Here is an 18970-nt window from a genome sequence, read left to right as displayed (position 1 = left end):
CTTAAGCTTAATAACTCATTCATAATGCCACTGTTATCAAATTCATTAGCATTAGGGCCTTGATCTGAGGCACGGGTAACAAAGGCAGTATAAAGTTGTTCACGTAAGTCAGTATTATCGCAATACATCATTACTGGCAGGTAGCTTGGAATATCTAGGGTGAAGGTAAAACCTTGTTTTTCTTTTGCTTTAGCTAATTCTTGAGCGGCAGCTAAGGCGCTTTCAGGTAAGCCGGTTAGTTCATCTTTGTTTTCAATGGTAATACTAAAAGCATGGGTGGCATCGAGTACGTTATTGCTAAAACTTGAACTGAGCTCTGATAAGCGTGTCTTAATTTCACCGTAACGCTTTTTATCTTCATCATTTAGCGCTATGCCTGATAATTTGAAATCGCGTAGTGCATTGGTGATTACTTTTTGTTGAGCTACGTCGAGTTGTTCAAATGTATCGCTATTTTTAACACTAAGGTAGGCTTGATATAAACCTTCATGTTGACCAACAAAGGTGCCATATTCAGATAAAAGCGGCAGACACGATTCATAGGCTTCTCGTAATTCATCACTACTAACCACTGAGTTCATATGAGAAACCGGTGACCATAGTTTAGCTAACACATCATCAATGTCATCAATTGGCATAACTAAGTTCTGCCAAGTAAATACATCATTATCAGCGAGTACTTGCTCAATAACTTTTTTACAGTCACTGATAGCTTGCTCAACAGCAGGTTTTACCTGCTCAGGCTTAATTTTTGAAAAGGCAGGTAGTTCACTCGATACTAATAATGGATTGGTCATAGGGTTACTTAAATAGCTTTATGAATTACTTAGATGTAATGTTTAATTAAGACAATTTCAAGGTGTTGACCTAATAATAAAGCCAAGCTTATTGTTTTCGGGTGTCGACTTTATAAAATGGCACTTGAAATTAGCGACCGTTGGGCATATATATTGATTAAGAAACGACACATTTATTGAGAGAATTATGACACAACATTTTGATTATCTTGCCATTGGTGGCGGTAGTGGTGGTATAGCATCAGCTAACAGAGCAGCTAGATTAGGTAAGAAGGCCGCAGTTATTGAAGCTAAATACATTGGTGGTACTTGCGTCAATGTTGGTTGTGTTCCGAAAAAAGCCATGTGGTACGCCGGACAAATAGCCGATGCGTTAAAATATGCCCATGATTACGGCTTTGGTCAGCATCTTACTCAAGGTGAGTCTCAATTTGATTGGGGCAAATTAGTGGCTAACCGTGAAGCTTATATAAAACGCATACATGCCGCTTATCAGCGTGGCTTTGATGCGAATGATGTCACTGTGATTAATGGCTTTGCCAAATTTATTGATAAAAATACTGTGGAAGTGAATGGTGAGTTAATTACTGCTGATCATATTACCATTGCCACGGGTGGACGCCCCGCTATCCCTACTATCGAAGGTGCCGAGTACGGTATCGATTCTGATGGTTTTTTTGCTTTAACTGAGCAACCTAAAAGCGTTGCAGTTATTGGTGCAGGTTATATTGCCGTTGAGTTAGCCGGTGTCTTTCAAGCCTTGGGCACTGAGTCTCACTTAGTAGTTCGTAAAGAAAAACCATTGCGCGGCTTTGATGACATGTTAAGTGATACTTTAGTTGAGCAAATGGCTAAGCACGGTCCTAAGCTACACAATCACAGCACACCAGCACGCATTGAGAAACTGAGTGACGGAAAATTAGTTGTGCACTTTACTAGTGGTAAATCATTAGCGCCAGTAGATACTGTTGTGTGGGCAATTGGCCGTGAGCCAGCTACCGATAATATCAACTTAGCATCCGCCGGCGTTGAAGTTAATGAACGTGGTTTTATTGTTACTGATAAATATCAAAACACCAATGTTGAAGGTATTTATGCCGTTGGTGATAACACCGGTCGAGCACAATTAACGCCTGTTGCTGTAGCTGCGGGTCGACGTTTATGTGAACGTTTATTTAATAATAAACCCGACTTTCATTTAGATTATTCTGGCATTGCCACTGTGGTATTTAGTCATCCGGTTATCGGCACTGTGGGTTTAACTGAAGATGAGGCTAAAGCCGAATACGGAGCAGACAATATTACCGTTTATAACTCACAATTTACCGCGCTCTATCAAGCGATCACCGACGATTATCGCGATCCAACGCGGATGAAACTAATTTGTGCTGGCAAGGATGAAAAAGTTGTTGGTTTACACAGCATAGGCTTTGGTAGTGATGAGTTATTACAAGGCTTTGCGGTAGCGATGAAAATGGGTGCAACCAAAGCAGACTTTGATAATACGGTTGCTATCCACCCTACTTCAGCAGAAGAGTTTGTTACTTTGAATTGATGATGTAGAAAAATTACTATCACATGTTTAGAACTCTAGAAAATATAGAGTTCTAAACTATTTAACCCTAGTTCAGGTTATTCCAAGCTATGCCTCACGTTGATCAAGCTAACTCACCAACAATTTCACCTAACTTGATTAAGCTTTTTAAATTCAGGAACTCACATCACAGAAATAAAATAATTAACTAGAGCAATAACTTACAATAAAACATCACTTGTTAAATGGTAATTGTTTGTATTAATATGCATCTCATACTCAATTTATGAGCTAGTGGCGTATAAAAACAAGGACTTTTCGCTTAATGAACCATTTAATAAAACTATCAAGCCTATCGATATTGATTGTGCTGACAGGGTGTGACAGTAATGATAACCCCTCAACAAAATATCCTGAGCAGTTGATTTTTCAAAATATTGACATCACAGTGACCCACAACAGCATTAATGCGACCAGCGCATATTTCTCTAACGATGTTATTTACTTTTCATCGCCAGATGAACAGCAATTATTAAGTATTAACAACAATCAACAATTTTCACTTAATATCAAGCGTACCCAAGAAAACGATTATCACCTTAAAGATTACACTACATATATTTCTGTTGAGCAGCTCTCGTCTTCGCTGCAAGCAGGGGATGAGTTAACCGTTATTTTTAATCGTAGTACCGGGAGCGTATTAGCATCAAGTGCTCAAATACCGGCATTTTCTCAATTCTTAGCTCCGATTTCAGCACAAGTTATTGATCATAGTACAACAGACTTATCTATTGAGTGGGATTTAGCCGCAACTGATAACACCAAATTATATTTACGCGGAGAGTGCTTAAATCAAAATTTCAGTATTGGTAATGATGAATTAGCGGGTTTACCGTATGAGTTAATCGCAGGTCAAACGAGTTTACTTATCCCAATGAACACAATCTCTAGAGCGTATTGGGTTGATGGTGATAACTGTACCGTCAGTGCGAATTTATACCAAAAGAGTACCGGAACGATAGACCCAGACTTTGCCGGTGGACGTTATTATATAAAAAGTGATTCAAGCATTTCGTTTACGCTTACTAATTTAAAGGATACCAACAATGATTAATAAAATGACTATGATGGCATTATTATTTGTTAGTAGCCTAAGCGCAGCGCAAGCTGATGATACTCAATGGTATGGCGGTGCGACCATAGGCTTTAACCATACTAATAGTGAGCAATTTAATGTACCAAGTGAGAAATACAGTGTATTAGGTGGTTATAAGATAAATGACTGGCTTGCTGTGGAAACCGAAATTGGTAAACTTAGTAATGATTCTGGAACTTATTGTAATGCTTCTTCAATCAGTAATCAGTGTGTCACATTAAAACAAAAATATAGTCATTTATTTTTGGGCTTAAGAGTTGAAAAAATGGTGACACTAAATTTTGGTTTTACCGGCCGTATTGGCGCAGCACGTACCCGTGTTAGCACCAATATAGCTAAAGATAATGATAAAATAAGTGTCAGTACCGCAGTAGGGCTAATTTGGACCGTTACAAATGCTAGTAAAATCACCTTAGAGTTACAGCAAATTGATTATGCCTTAACTAATGAGCGTCACGAGAATGCTATTAGTTCTAATCTCAGTTTTACTATGGCGTTTTAACTATTCTATTTCACTTTTGATGCTGCGTAAGTACCAGTGAGACAAGGTACTTGAGCAGTATCGCTGGCAACAAGAAAAGTCACAGCTAAAGGCTAATGTCTACTCAACGGTAATAGTGATCTTCTTGGAAACAACCGCTGGTTTATGAGGAATATGATGATGATCGCCCATAATAAGCTGCAACGTATGTTTGCCTTTAGGTAAAGTTAAGGTTGTTTGTGTTTGCCCACCACCGAAGTGCTTAACGTCACCACCCATTGGCATATCAAACGCAGGCAAAGTATCCTTATCAATTAATAAATGATGATGACCGGTATGCTTCTTCGCCATACCTGCAGGAGCAACACCCATATCTTTTAAGCCAAACGTCACGGTAAAAGTACTTGGTACAGTTGCACCATCGGCAGGTGAAATGATATAAACATTGGCGTTAGCTGGAGAAACCGATTGTGGCATGCTGCTGGCGTTGGCTAGTTCAGATGTTAATAGCACAGGGCTTAAAGCCAAAGTAAGTAGTGATAATTGGACAAATTTTTTCATAATATAACTCGCTTATTTCAAGTAAATAGTTTTAATTAATTCTAAGGTTTTGATAAAAATAGCGGTACTTACTGTAGCAGTCAATAATTGATTAAAACTGGTAATCAATTTTGAAATTAAAGCTAGTATCATTTTGACTGTAATGACCCCAGTTTAAATTGCCATAAACTATTTCGCCAGCTAAGCCCAGACCAAATGAAAATCGATGCTCTATGGCTAGATTGCCTCCTACCATACTAGCCATCACTTTCAAGTGGCTCAGTCGAGTTGTTAGCAGTACTTTTATAGCCACTGAGCTGACCCCATTGATAAAAAGGACCACCATAAATAATATCTCTGTCTGTAAGTTTATAGCATACTACCCAAGCAATATCATAAACATCGGTGTCATGCTGCCAATAACCCGATTCAGCAACATAATTACAATAAAGACTTTCACAGGCAATGTAATCGCCACCGGAGTAGTACCACTCATTGGTCTCGTTTCTCTCATAACCTAAGGTAAATGCTTGTGAAATATTACCTTTAGTTGATTGCTCAGTATGGGCACCATAAAATTGATATTTGATACCTATGTGGGTGGCTGAATCTACATCACTACTAATAGATATTTCTAAGCCTTTAGTGGCGGTAATATTACCTCGGGCAAAGGCATAAATATCATTTCCGGAAAAATTCTTGTCGTCAGTCTCTATGTTTAATATTGTTCTGCTACCAGAGCCTAATGCTAAATTCACTGATAATGGTTCACTGCTGACTTCAGGGTTATCAAAACGAGAGGTCGACATAGAGACACTAACGGGGTTAGTAGAACAAGCCGATAATAATATAATTAAACATAGGCTGGTGAGTAGGGGGGAATATTTCATTAATGTCAGATCCTTTTGATATTTTGCCGGCAAAGATAGCAAAATTATAGAGTTGGCTCAAATAAAAATAGGTCTCATTCTTAAATATAAATTAAGAGGGGGAATATGGGATGCAATGTAAGGGTAAACGGGTATCAATATTAGCTCTGTTTTGTCAAAGCAAGCAAAGAGAAACTCGACATTATAATCGCTCAGTCGTTATTGCTTGATTACATTTAATTACTTGATGGCGCTTTAATTTTTTTAGACAACTTGTAATACTGAGGTAGCGCGAGGTAGGCTATATGACCTTACTTGGTTTTATTGACTAGGTTAATTTTTTTGATTAACATCTTCCTTCGCAGGTTCTTATATTAGGGTAAACGTAATACCGATGAAAAACACTTGGCTTGGCTTCGTATTAGTATTATTGATTGCATTGCAATCATATGCTGCTGTGGCTAATTCAGAGGAAAGTCATCTAGTTGACTCTCAACATATTCTCACAGAACATTCTCATGATGTTGATGATATTGAACTTTTCGATGAATCATCTGACAGCGAACACAATATTAAAGATTGCCACCATTGTGGTCATTGCCAAGGCACTCATACCCAATGGGTTGCCAGTAACAAATCTACTTTACCAACACCTCAATTTATAATCACCAATCAATATTTTTATAGTGATAACCTTGATAAGAGCTTCATTGAAGAACTTATACGCCCCCCTATATCTTATATTTAATTTAAAAATTACCCGCAACAAACCTTATCTTTAGCTAAAACTTAACTAAAGATTAACTAAAGCTGAATTTTATTTAGCTTAGCTGGCTTAGTTGCGACATTTTATTGTTAAATGAATACTGTTCCGCATAAAGAAGTCTCGCTAAGCGAACACTTTCTTATACGGATTGGTATAAGAGATTATTATGAAATTTTTCTCGGTAAAATCTGCTGGCGTAGCGTTATTCATTAGCTACTCGGCAACTATGTCGGTAAGTTGTTTTGCTTTTGCGCAAACAACTTTATCAAGTGATTGGCTCGATCGACAAATCAATAAGCACCCTGATATTGTCTCAGCGCGTGAACGGATGAATGCTGAATTCTCAAAAGCACAGGGCAGTAAGTTACCACTTTATAACCCTGAATTGTCTACCGGTTACGAGCGAGAAGGTGACGGTAATAACTTTAATATTGGTATTAGCCAAACCATTGATTTGTGGGATAAGCAGGCCGTTAATGTTGCCATTGGCGATAAAATATTAACCGTAGCCAGTAATCAATTTACTTACGCAGTAGTACAAAAAAAAGCCCAAGCATTAACCGCATTGATTAACTGGCAACTTGCCACGGACAAATCGGTACTTGCGTTTGAGCAGGAGCAACAATTAGATATTCTGCTAAAAATTGTTACTAAAAGGCAGCAGGCTGGCGATCTTGGTCCGGTTGATGCTGAGCTGACGTTCTTGAATTTGTCGCAACTGCTCAATAAAACTGCGCAAATACAAGCACAGTTAACCCAAGCTCAAGCGGATGTTAATGAACTACTGCCAGACTGGCGCCCTGATACTCAGGTGTATCCCGAGCAGGGCTTGGGAGTTACAAACTTTCAAGTAGTTGAGCAGTGGTTAACACAGCATCCGCAAGTATTAGCGGCGCAAGCGCTATGGCAAGTACAAAAAAACATTGCTCAATATGCCATGCTTGAAACCAAAGCCGATCCTACTATTGGTCTTAGTGCCGGAAAAAATGCTGACGATAATATAGTCGGCATCACCTTTTCTATGCCATTAAATATCCGTAATGACTACCAAGCCAACGCCAAGGCAAAAAATCAGCAAGCTATCGCCGCAGAAGCGAGTTTTCGTGCGGTTATGCGTAAACAAAAGTATCTGATACAGGCAAGTACTGCGTCATTAATCTCTAATAAAAAATATCTTGGCCGTTGGCAAAAATTAATGCAAGGGCGTGGTGAACACAGTGCGCAATTATTGCAAAAGCAATGGCAATTAGGTGATTTAAATACCTCTGATTATTTATTGGCGTTACAACAAAGAGCGGAAGGTTTATACGCGGGCATTGAATTACAAGCCCAGTTCAAATTAAGCGAAGTGCAATGGTTACTGAATGTCGGCCAATTAAATGTCGTCACTAAGCTATTAAACTAAAACCGTTATCTCATCTTATATAACTACCAGTAGCGTAGGTATAAGTTGTCAAAGAATTTGGAATTAAAATGAAAAATATAATAACTGATAAAGTATCTAAAAAAATAAAACTCATTACCCTGAGCAGTCTATTTACCGGCTTAGCTGTGGCATCGACCACAGTGTTAGCTTATAACTATGTTGTGCAAGAAAACGCGTTGTCGGGAGCTCAAGCAATAGTGCTACAAGCTGAACACAAGCATGAAACTAAAATCGATGATGGTCACGGCCATGCTAACGAAAGTACTAACGAAAATGGCAGCGAGAGTGCTAGTGAAGAAGAGCATGAAGAAGGTATAAGATTTAGCCCGGAAAAAATGGCCTTAGCCAATATCAAAGTATCTACTCTAAGAGCAAAAATTTTCGCTAAAAGTGTTTATGCCCCGGGAGAAATAAAAGCGAACGGGTACACCAGTTACATTGTCTCGCCACGTACCGAGTCAGTTGTGATCAGTCGCCACGCTATTTTGGGTGAACATGTCGAAAAAGGCCAAGCTTTAGTGACGCTATTTAGTGAGTCAATGGCAGATGCACAAGCGGAATATCGTGTAGCTTATAGTGAATGGCAACGTACTAAAAAGTTGGGTATTGGTACCGTCAGTGAAAGTCGTTTATTAGCCAGTGAAACAGCTTACATTTCTGCTTTTGGTCGCTTGACCGCATTTGGCTTAACCAAAGCCGCCATTGAAGATATTGTTAAAAACAATTCATCAAATCTTGGTGAGTATACCTTGGTGGCTAAAAGAGCTGGTGCGGTATTAAGTGACGATTTTTCCCAAGGGCAGCGAGTTGCGCCGGGCGATAAAATAATGGTTTTGGCAAATGAAGAAAATTTATGGGTAGAAGCGCGAGTTTCACCTAATAAGAAACTGAATTTACCTGTCGGCACCATAGCTAAGATTGAGTTTGCTGGCCAAGTACATTTCGCTAAAGTGATCCAAGAAGCACACACCATAGACCCCATTACCCGTACTCGAATTGTGCGTTTGTCTGTTGAAAATAAAGATGACACTTTACATTCAGGCATGTTCGTTAATGTTAATTTTCAGTTTGATACACAAACCCCAGTTATAGCGGTGCCAGAAACGGCACTAATGCGTGGCGCTGATGGTGATTGGACGGTATTTGTTGAAGATCACCCTGGTGAGTTTAAAGCCGTTGAAGTTGAACTGGGTCAGCCGTTAGGTCATTACCGTCAAATTATCGGTATTGCCCCTAATACGCGAGTAGTGATCAAAGGTGCATTCTTTGTTGCTTCCGAAATAGCAAAAGGCGGATTTGATCCGCACGGCCACTAGGTAAGGAATGAAATTATGTTTAATAAAATGATTGATTGGTCGATCAATAATCGACTATTGGTAGTTATCGCACTGATCGCCACTATGGTGGCAGCTGTTATGGTGATCCCCAAGTTAAATTTAGATGCTTTTCCCGACGTAACAAATGTTCAGGTAGCGATAAATACCGAAGCACCTGGCTTAGCAGCGGAAGAAGTTGAGCAGTTAATTACTTACCCGATTGAAGCGGTAATGTATGCACTGCCTGATGTCGAGCAAGTACGCTCAATTTCTAAAACAGGTTTGTCGGGGGTTACCGTAGTATTTAAAGAAGGTACCGACATCTATTTTGCTCGCCAGTTGGTATTTGAACGTTTACAAGCAGCGAAAGAATTAATTCCCCAAGGTGTAGGTACACCAGCCATGGGGCCTAATACCTCGGGCTTGGGTCAAATATTTCAGTATTTGTTAATTGCTGACAAAGATTCTGGCTATGATTCAATGACCTTAAGAAGTTTGAATGACTGGATCGTGAAGTTATTGGTTATGCCAGTAGATGGTGTTACCGATGTATTGTCTTTTGGCGGTAATGTTAGGCAGTATCAGGTAAACATTGAACCAAGTAAGTTATTGTCATATCAGTTAACCCAAGACGATATTGTTGCTGCACTTGAGAACAATAATGCCAATGTTGGTGGTTGGTACATGAACCGCGGGCAAGAACAATTAGTGATTCGTGGTACCGGTTGGTTTAATAGTGGCGAAGCGGGTTTAGCCGATATTAGACAAGTACCAGTGAAAACCGTTGCTGGTACTGTGATTACTATTGATGATGTCGCTAAGGTTTCACTGGGTAGTGAGATTCGCCAAGGCGCGGTTACTATGACCCGCAGAGACGCAGAAGGTAATATTGAAAACTTAGGTGAAGTGGTTACCGGCATTGTCCTAAAACGTATGGGGGCAAATACCAAAGCCACTATTGATGGTATTAGTGCACGTATTCCAATGATCAACCAAGCGTTGCCCGAAGGTGTACGTTTTGAGCCGTTTTATGATCAAGCTGACTTAATTACTCAAGCGGTTGATACCGTGGTGGAAGCCTTAGCCTTAGCGTTTATTTTCATTGCCATAGTATTGGCATTGTTTTTAATGAACTTGCGCGCCACGTTTTTAGTACTCATTTCAATTCCTATTTCTATCGCTATTGCGTTAATGGTGATGTCTTGGCTAGGTTTATCGGCTAATTTAATGTCGTTAGGTGGTATTGCGGTTGCTATTGGTATGCTGGTTGATGGCTCAGTAGTCATGGTTGAAAACATGGTTAAACATCTCAATAGACCTGATGCCACACATGATCAAAACGCCCAAGCAAGAAATCCAGATACGGATGTCGACCCACATCATGTGGAAAACGATGAGGCGGGTATCCCGTTACGATTAAAAGAAGCCGGTAAAGAAGTTGCCCGTCCGGTATTTTTTGCTGCTTCCATCATTTTAGTGGTATTTATGCCGCTATTTAGTTTTGAAGGAGTTGAAGCAAAACTATTTCAACCTATGGCTATCAGTATTATTTTAGCGGTTATTTCTGCTATTTTAGTGGCATTATTTGTGGTACCGGCTTTAGCTACTTATATGTTTAAAAAAGGAGTTAAAGAAAAAGAGAGCTTTGTTTTAAAACCCTTAGACAAACTTTATCGCCAAGGGCTTAAAGCGGCAATGAAGCAAACTAAAGTAGTGATTGCTGTTTCAGTTTTATTGTTTGTTGGCGCTGCCTCTTTAGTACCACAAATTGGCACCGAGTTTGTACCTGAGCTTGAAGAGGGCACGATTAATCTAAGAGCGACGTTAGCGCCCTCATCAAGTTTGGCAACGGCCTTGTCAGTGGCACCCATTCTTGAAGCAATGTTAATGGAATTCCCTGAAGTAGAGTACACGCTAAGTCGTATTGGTCGTGCAGAAATTGGTGGTGATCCTGAACCAGTCAATAACATAGAAATATACATTGGCTTAAAACCCGTGTCAGAGTGGACCAGCGCCAGTAATCGCTTTGAGCTACAGACCTTAATGGAAGAAAAACTTGAACAGTTTCCAGGCTTATTACTTAACTTTTCACAGCCTATTGCTACCCGTGTTGATGAATTACTTTCTGGCGTTAAAGCACAACTTGCTATTAAGCTGTTTGGTCCTGAGTTAGATATTCTGGCGAGTAAAGGTCAAGAAATTGAAGCTGTCATTAAGAAAATTGCTGGCGCTAGAGATGTAGCCTTAGAGCAAATAGCTGGCGAAGCACAACTAGTGATCAAACCAAAAAGGCAACAGCTATCACGATATGGCTTGTCGGTTGGCGATGTCATGGCCGTGGTTAAAGATGGCATTGGTGGCGTTAGTGCTGGCCAAATAATCAATGGTAATGAAAGATACGATATTTATGTGCGTTTTGAAGAAAAGTATCGTGATAACCAGGAAGCTATTGCTGACCTGAGAATACAATCACCTACCGGTGCTTGGGTACGTTTAGGCGATATTGCCACCGTGAGTTTTGAGTCTGGTCCGCCACAAGTACGCCGTGACGACGTACAAAGACGTGTGGTTATTCAGGCCAATGTACAAGGCCGAGACATGGGCAGTGTGGTTAACGACATTCGCAAAGCTATTGATGACAAAGTGGACTTGCCCGCAGGTTACTCTGTGGTTATTGGTGGTCAATTTGAAAACCAACAACGTGCACAGCAACGCCTTGCTGTAGTAGTGCCGTTATCACTGGCGCTAATTGCTTTATTACTTTACTTTGCCTTTGGCTCTGTCGGTCAAGCGATGCTTATTTTAGTTAACGTGCCTTTGGCGGTTATTGGTGGTATTTTCTCGCTCTATATTTCCGGGCAATACTTATCAGTGCCAAGCTCGGTCGGTTTTATCACCTTATTTGGTGTCGCCGTACTTAACGGTGTGGTGATGGTCGAAAGTATTAATCAATTGGTTAAAGATGGTATTGACACTTCAAAAGCGGTTTTTGATGGCGCGGTATCACGTTTACGTCCGGTATTGATGACGGCTATTACTTCAGCGTTAGGTTTGATCCCAATGTTGATGTCAAATGGTGTTGGAGCTGAAATTCAACGACCACTGGCCAGTGTTATTGTTGGCGGCTTAGTGACAGCAACGTTATTAACTTTATTTGTTTTACCGGTATTGTATCCATGGTTTTCTAAAACAAAAATTGCCCAACTAACGCGTTAGTAAAATATTTGACCCTGCGATGCCAAGAGGCAGAATGCAGTTGGAATTTAAAACTCGTATTTTACCATGTCATGGGGATAAAAATTCCTGCTAAAATTTAGCAGGAATTTTGTTTTTTTAAATAAAATTAATCATAAATATTTTTATTTAACTGGTGGATCTGTTGCTAGCTATTGTCCTTACTCGCTTATGTTTTTTTGTTCTTTAAAAGTGTAACTACTCTGTAAAAAAAGTTTAAAAATGCGCTGGTAATCACGCCAAATTCTGATAATCTCTTACCTCGTTATTTTCATTAGGTGCTTTTTTGTACAACTTAAAAGTAACTTGATAATAAAATTATCCACATATAATAAAAATAAAAACATTGTCTATTAGAAGGCTCTAGCGCTTCATTTTTTTACAATGAAATCAAAAGACTACATTTACCAAGCCAGATTTTCCATTTGAAAATTCTTGGCTGTTTTTCGTACTTGATCACAAGGTTATCCACAAGAGGATCCATGATCCAAGCAATTAAGCACACTGATAAAGTGGAGCCTACTTGCGCTTTGTGGCATGCTTAGCCACCTTTAGCTTATTTTACTCGCTTCGCGTATTTCTTATGACAATTTCTGCAACCTCACCTGATGCTAATAACACGCAATCACCCTTGATCTTAGTTGATGGATCTTCGTATTTATTTCGAGCCTATCACGTGCCTTATTTGCAAGCACTTTCAACCGCAGATGGCCAACCAACAGGTGCCATCACCGGTGTATTGAATATGCTACGTAGTTTGAAAAAAGACTACCCAAATGGCAATATTATCGCTATTTTTGATGCAAAAGGTAAAACCTTTCGCAATGATATGTATCCAGAATACAAAGCAAATCGTCCACCAATGCCGGATGATTTACGTACACAAATAGCGCCATTGCATGAAATTATTACTGCTATGGGTTTACCCTTATTAGTCATCCCCGGCGTAGAGGCCGATGACGTTATTGGTACCTTGGCAAAACAAGCCGATGAACTCGGTATAGAAACCGTTATTTCAACGGGTGATAAAGATATGGCGCAGCTAGTTACTAAACATGTGCGTTTAATTAATACCATGACTGATGTAGAAATGGATGTTGCCGGCGTTAGTGAAAAATTTGGTGTTCGCCCCGATCAAATCATCGACTATCTTGCCTTAATGGGCGATAAAGTGGATAACATCCCTGGTGTAGTAAAGTGTGGTCCAAAAACTGCCGTTAAATGGTTAGCGGAGCATGGCACTATGGCTGAAGTTATTGCTAATGCTGATAAAGTAAAAGGAAAAATAGGCGAGTACCTACGTGATGCGCTAGTGCAGCTACCTTTGTCATATAAATTAGCCACTATTAAATGTGATGTTGAACTAGAGCAAACCGCAGGACAATTAGCTGCCGGTGAAGCAGATGTCGAAGCACTTACTAAGCTTTATCAAAAATTTGAATTAAAACGCTTATTAGCTGATTTAGCTAAAGGTGTTGATGAGGCAAGCACTAAATCAAGTAAATCGACAAGCTCAACAGGCGAGCAAGCTGCGGAAATCGAAGCAGTGACAGTTACAGAAAGTGAATACGATATCATTTTAGATAAGGCCTTATTTAGCCAGTGGCTGGAGAAGTTACAAGGGTGTGATGCCTTCGCCTTTGATACTGAAACAACCAGTGTTGATTATATGAAAGCTGAAATAGTCGGCGTATCTTTTGCAGTGGAAGTAGGTAAAGCGGCTTATGTACCATTAACTCACGATTATGAAGATGCTCCCGAACAGCTTGATAAAGACTGGGTATTAGCGCAGTTAAAACCGTTACTAGAAAGTAAGACCATTAAAAAAATTGGTCAAAACCTTAAATATGATGCCAATGTATTAAGTCATTATGATATCGCTTTGCAAGGTATCGAATTTGATACCATGATCGAGTCATATTGCTATAACAGTGTTGCTACTCGCCATAATATGGATGCACTAGCACTGAAATACCTTGATTATAAAACAGTAAAATTTGAAGATATTGCTGGCAAAGGTGCTAAGCAGCTTACTTTCAATCAAATTGAACTTGAAAAGGCCGGTCATTATGCCGCAGAAGATGCTGATATCACTTTGCGTTTACATAAAGCTATTTTCCCAGCGCTAGAAAAATCAGCGTCGCAGCTCAGTGTTTTTAATGCAATTGAGATGCCTTTATTACCTGTACTGGCCCGTATGGAGCAAACAGGGGTATTGATTGACAGTGATATTTTAGCCGATCAAAGCCAGACCCTAGGTCAGCGCTTAGCCGAGTTGGAAATTGAAGCACATAACTTAGCCGGTAAAAGCTTTAACTTGGCATCACCGAAGCAATTACAGCAAATTCTTTTTGAAGATCTAAAAATCCCGGTCATCAAAAAGACACCCAAAGGTGCGCCATCTACTGCAGAAGATGTTTTGCAAGAACTAGCACTTGATTACCCATTACCTAAAGTTATTTTAGAGAATAGAGGTTTAAGTAAATTAAAGTCGACTTATACGGATAAGTTACCGTTAATGGTGAGTGAAAAAACCGGGCGTTTGCATACTTCGTATCATCAGGCAGTTACGGCGACTGGGCGTTTATCTTCGACCGATCCAAACTTACAAAATATCCCAATTCGCAGTGAGCAAGGTCGTAAAATTCGCCAAGCGTTTATTGCCCCTAAAGATCACAAAATAGTGGCGATAGATTACTCACAAATTGAATTACGCATCATGGCGCACTTGTCCGATGATAAAGGTTTAGTAACCGCCTTTAGCGAAGGTAAAGATATCCATAGAGCGACAGCAGCAGAAATTTTTGCTGTTGAGCTTGATGAAGTGACCATAGATCAACGTCGCAGTGCCAAAGCCATTAACTTTGGTTTGATTTACGGCATGTCAGCCTTTGGTTTATCCAAGCAATTAAATATAGGCCGTAAACAAGCACAAGAGTATCAAGATAAATACTTTCAACGTTATCCAGGTGTATTAACTTATATGGAAGATACTAGAATAAAAGCGAGTGAGCAGGGCTATGTTGAAACCTTGTATGGCCGCCGCTTATATTTACCTGACATTAATGCTAAAAATGGCATGCGCAAAAAAGCGGCCGAGCGTGCTGCAATCAATGCGCCTATGCAAGGTACTGCTGCCGATATCATTAAAAAGGCCATGTTAGCGGTAGATTCATGGTTGTTAGAGCAAAACGACGACAGGATTAAAATGACTATGCAGGTGCACGATGAATTGATATTTGAAATTCATCAAGATATTGTCGAAGAAACTACGCAGAAGTTGGTTGAATTGATGAATGATGCAGTAGAGCTGAAGGTGCCATTAATTGCTGAAGCAGGCATTGGTGATAACTGGGATGAAGCTCACTAAGCTAAGTAACTCTTAACCTAATAAACTATAACGTATCAAAAGTAAGGCAGTTATCTAAATCAAATGGATTAGATAACTGCCTTTTTATTGCGGGTATAAAAATTCGTTTTAAAAGTCTAAAGTACAACCACTACCCACCTTGATAAACCTATCGGTTTCACCACTTTGTTGAAACTCTAATAACGCTAAATTAACGTCATCAAGTAACTGAGACCATTGTTGATATTTATTGCTGATGGCAAAATATAAATGGTTGTATTTTAACGCAGGCTGTACTATTTCTATGTTATTGAGCAGTGCTTGTTTATTGCGATTTGATAAGTTGGAGTAATTGACACTATAGGTAAACACTTTAGGATCGCCAATGATTAAGTCGACTCTTTTAGCAACTAGTAGCTTTACTAGTTGTAATTCATCTACCGCTTCAATAACGGAAAATTGTTTTGAATCCATCATGGCATCAAACTCAGGGGTATTTTGATAGCCGCGAACAACACCAATTATCTTACCTTTTAAATTTCTCAAGTTTTCTTGTAAATCAAACGGGTAACCTAGCCTTTTCAATAAAGATAACTCACCGCCAGAAAATTTATTTGACAGCACTAGTAGTTCACTGCGTTTTTTACCTGGCACAGCATCTGATGGTGCGGAACTTTCAATAAAATACTCTGGGAAGAGTATGTCCATTTTACCCTGCTCCACTAACATCACAGATCTTGCCCAAGGGTAAAAGTGGATATTTACTTGGTAACCTTTACTGACGAGTATAGCGACGGTAAATTGGAAAACCCAACCTTTATTACAGAGCTCTTCACTGATATAAGGTGGCCAATTTAAGGTGGCTAGGTTAATGACTTTATTGGATTTTTCGTTAAATCGATAACCTTGATCTGTTTGTTTTCCTTGAATGGTATGTTGTTGCCCTTCGCTGAAATAAGTAACTGTTAACTGTTCGTTTTGACTATCGCTTAGAGCTTCACCTTGAACTTTAGCTTGTGCAACTTGGCTTAAGCCTAAATTCAAACTAATGATGAGGATAAGGGTGAAAGTAATACCTTGAATAGCAGGTAAAAGTAAAGCTAACGGACCTGTATGCACATTAGCTTTTATCGAGGATAAACTTTGATCTTGTGTCGCTGAGAAATAGAATAACATCAGCTAAAATCCCATTACTTAGGTGTGCTACTTCTAACTGTAGCTGTTCATCACGATTATTTCATGGTGAATAATCGTCTGGTTAGTAGAGCGGCAAAACACAGCCCCATTTTTCTATTTAAATAAGAAACGCGTAACAAACCATAGCGACAATACTCGATACTATAACGCTCAAAATAAACCCTTCTTTAACCATATCTTGAATTTCAATCTCTCCTGTACCATAGGCAATAGCATTAGGAGCTGTCGCTACAGGCAGCATAAACGCACAACTAGCGGCCATCGCTGCGGGTATCATAAGTATCTCAGGGTTTAGCCCCGATGATATAGCTGCAACCGCTAATATAGGCATTAGTAACGTTGCCGTAGCGGTATTACTGGTTATCTCAGTTAAATAGGTAACCACCAAGCAAATAGTCAATATCATCAGCATTGGCGGTAGGCTAGATAATGATGTTAACCACTCCCCAAGAATGGTACTAAGACCAGAAGCCGTAAAACCTTTTGCTATGGCAATACCACCTGCGAACAACAACAACATACCCCAAGGAATTGAATTAGCTGTCTTCCAATCAAGTAATCTGCCGCCTTTGCCATTGGGCACAACAAACATAATCACTACGGCTAGCAGCGCTACTGTGCTATCACCGGCAATTTTTATATCCAGCAATGAACTCCAGCCACCAAAGGGTTCACCTCTAGTAATCCAAGCTAGAGCAGTTAAACCAAATACCCATAAGGTACGCTTTTCCTCAGGTCGCCATTTACCCAACTCAGGTAAAGTTAGCTCATGTTCAAGTTTAACTTTACGTGTTAGCCAAAGCGCCATTATCGGTAAAGATATAAGCACCACAGGTACACCGATTTTCATCCACGCAAAGAAGCCAAATTCTTTACCGGTGTGCTCTTCATAGATAGCCGCGAAGATTATATTAGGAGGAGTTCCAATCAATGTGCCTAGTCCACCAACACTAGCTGCATAAGCGATACCTAATATTAGAGCCACCTTTAATCTTCTATTATCGACATGGCTCAGTATTGCTAAAGCCATTGGTAACATGATTAAAGTAGTAGCCGTATTTGATATCCACATACTCAAGAAACCTGCTGCCAGCATAAAGCCTAGTACCAATCTTCTACCGCTAGATACACCGACAAGCCGTACCATGTAAACAGCCAGCCTTTCATGGGCGCCACTCTTCTCTAATGCTTTTGAAAGCATGAATGCACCCATCAGTAATAGAATTACATGACTACCTAATGAGGACGCCACAGTTTTGTGATCAACAATGCCAAACAAGGGCAACAAAGCAAAAGGTACTAATGAGGTTGCCGGAATTGGGATAGCTTCAGTGATCCACCATATTACCGTTAGTAGCGTAATTGCTGCGGCTATGGCAGGTTTATCAGCTAAACCAAAGTAACCTAGTAATAAATAAAAGCCAAAGGCAATAGCTGGCCCAAGTGGGATAAAGTGCTGACGGGTCAATTTCATAATGATTACAAACTCTATTATTAGTAGCACTCAGTTAACGGTGCTTTATTATTTGTTTATTTAAAAAGAAGTGTTTACTTATCCTGCTGGCGCTAGTGAACATCTAATCTCACTTGGTGATGAGGTAAGTACTTGTACTTTACCGATAATGAGACGATTAGCTGCAAGCTGGTCATCACTTAGTAGCACCTGTTGAATATTACGGCTTCGCTCCTGGGCTAAATTGACCAACATATTATTATCAACCACTATGTCGGTTAATAATACTGGTTCAATTTGTGCTATTTTCCAGCGGATTAAAGCATCAGCTGCCATGTTTGGCGCTTCACTAAAGTTATACCTTTGACCATAGCTTTGATTATAGGCACTTTCTAATGCAGCTAAGCGTTGGGTATTACTTAGCTCTACAGTATTTGGATTAATAGTTTGTTTGAATATTTGCTGTTTTAGCGCTTCGCTATCTTGCGGATGATAACAGCCAGTAACTTCTAGCTGTAATTCAGGCCTTTGCAGTAAAGCTTTTTTTAGCAAGTTTAACCGGTCAATCATTACTTTATCAGGAGTTGGACTGCCAGCAATAAACTCAATAGTGCCCAAATCTTCGTCACTATCAACTAGACCAGCCAGTAAGCTGAATGGTGAAGTAACGGCTTTAATAATCAGATTACCTAAGGTACCCCAAACCAGTTTTCCATAACTAAAATCAGGATCACTAAGGTTACCGTTTATTGGCATATCAATATGAATTTCATCTTTACTGTCTTTTAATAAACTCACCGCAAGACCAATTGGTAAGCTGGTTGCCTCTTCACTCTCGACTTCTTCACCTAA

12 protein-coding genes and 2 pseudogenes are annotated in these 18970 nt (G+C 39.7%); 8 read left to right on the top strand and 6 right to left on the bottom strand.

Going from position 1 to position 18970, the window contains the following annotated elements; all coding sequences use genetic code 11:
- A pseudogene (locus tag HRT50_RS03010) lies at positions 1-797 on the bottom strand (oligopeptidase A); the annotation flags it as partial.
- A gap of 187 nt (positions 798-984) precedes the next feature.
- Here HRT50_RS03010 and gorA point away from each other — a divergent pair.
- From gorA to HRT50_RS02995, 3 genes are all read left to right on the top strand, one after another.
- Positions 985-2352 carry a glutathione-disulfide reductase gene (gene gorA, locus HRT50_RS03005; RefSeq protein WP_291611199.1) on the top strand — a complete coding sequence of 456 codons (1368 nt, stop codon included), beginning with the start codon at positions 985-987 and terminating at the stop codon, positions 2350-2352.
- Between the two features lie 304 nt (positions 2353-2656).
- A complete protein-coding gene (locus HRT50_RS03000) occupies positions 2657-3445 on the top strand; it encodes a hypothetical protein (RefSeq protein WP_291611198.1) in 789 nt (262 codons plus the stop codon).
- The gene (locus HRT50_RS02995; protein ID WP_291611197.1) at positions 3438-3989 is read left to right on the top strand and encodes an outer membrane beta-barrel protein; all 552 of its coding nucleotides are present in this window, start codon (positions 3438-3440) and stop codon (positions 3987-3989) included. Before HRT50_RS03000 ends, HRT50_RS02995 begins: the two co-directional genes overlap by 8 nt.
- A gap of 99 nt (positions 3990-4088) precedes the next feature.
- On the opposite strand, the gene HRT50_RS02990 is transcribed toward HRT50_RS02995, so the two are convergent.
- On the bottom strand, positions 4089-4529 hold the full coding sequence (locus HRT50_RS02990; RefSeq protein WP_291611196.1) for a DUF4399 domain-containing protein: 441 nt from the start codon (positions 4527-4529) through the stop codon (positions 4089-4091).
- A gap of 236 nt (positions 4530-4765) precedes the next feature.
- Positions 4766-5398, bottom strand: coding sequence for a hypothetical protein (locus HRT50_RS02985; RefSeq protein ID WP_291611194.1), 633 nt, complete (start codon positions 5396-5398; stop codon positions 4766-4768).
- 373 nt (positions 5399-5771) lie between these two features.
- Here HRT50_RS02985 and HRT50_RS02980 point away from each other — a divergent pair, with 373 nt between their 5' ends.
- From HRT50_RS02980 to polA, 5 genes are all read left to right on the top strand, one after another.
- A complete protein-coding gene (locus tag HRT50_RS02980) occupies positions 5772-6125 on the top strand; it encodes a DUF2946 domain-containing protein (protein ID WP_291611192.1) in 354 nt (117 codons plus the stop codon).
- Positions 6126-6309: 184 nt separating this feature from the next.
- A complete protein-coding gene (locus tag HRT50_RS02975; RefSeq protein WP_291611190.1) occupies positions 6310-7548 on the top strand; it encodes a TolC family protein in 1239 nt (412 codons plus the stop codon).
- Positions 7549-7616: 68 nt separating this feature from the next.
- Positions 7617-8885: an efflux RND transporter periplasmic adaptor subunit gene (locus HRT50_RS02970; RefSeq protein ID WP_291611188.1), complete on the top strand. Its 1269-nt coding sequence runs from the start codon at positions 7617-7619 to the stop codon at positions 8883-8885.
- Between the two features lie 15 nt (positions 8886-8900).
- Positions 8901-12101, top strand: coding sequence for a CusA/CzcA family heavy metal efflux RND transporter (locus HRT50_RS02965; RefSeq protein ID WP_291611186.1), 3201 nt, complete (start codon positions 8901-8903; stop codon positions 12099-12101).
- Between the two features lie 601 nt (positions 12102-12702).
- Positions 12703-15489 carry a DNA polymerase I gene (gene polA / locus HRT50_RS02960; RefSeq protein WP_291611184.1) on the top strand — a complete coding sequence of 929 codons (2787 nt, stop codon included), beginning with the start codon at positions 12703-12705 and terminating at the stop codon, positions 15487-15489.
- 108 nt (positions 15490-15597) lie between these two features.
- On the opposite strand, the gene HRT50_RS02955 is transcribed toward polA, so the two are convergent.
- The 3 genes and pseudogenes from HRT50_RS02955 to HRT50_RS02945 all read right to left on the bottom strand — a co-directional run.
- Positions 15598-16644, bottom strand: a complete 1047-nt coding sequence (locus tag HRT50_RS02955; RefSeq protein ID WP_291611183.1) for an ABC transporter substrate-binding protein — start codon at positions 16642-16644, stop codon at positions 15598-15600.
- A gap of 118 nt (positions 16645-16762) precedes the next feature.
- Positions 16763-18139 (bottom strand): SLC13 family permease, encoded by a 1377-nt coding sequence (locus tag HRT50_RS02950; RefSeq protein WP_291611182.1) that lies wholly within the window; start codon positions 18137-18139, stop codon positions 16763-16765.
- Between the two features lie 78 nt (positions 18140-18217).
- A pseudogene (locus HRT50_RS02945) lies at positions 18218-18970 on the bottom strand (hypothetical protein); the annotation flags it as partial.

The organism is Colwellia sp., from assembly GCF_013215345.1.
GTDB lineage: Bacteria > Pseudomonadota > Gammaproteobacteria > Enterobacterales > Alteromonadaceae > Colwellia.
Note: the sequence above shows the minus strand (reverse complement) of the source record. Positions and strands in the feature narration are given on the sequence as shown.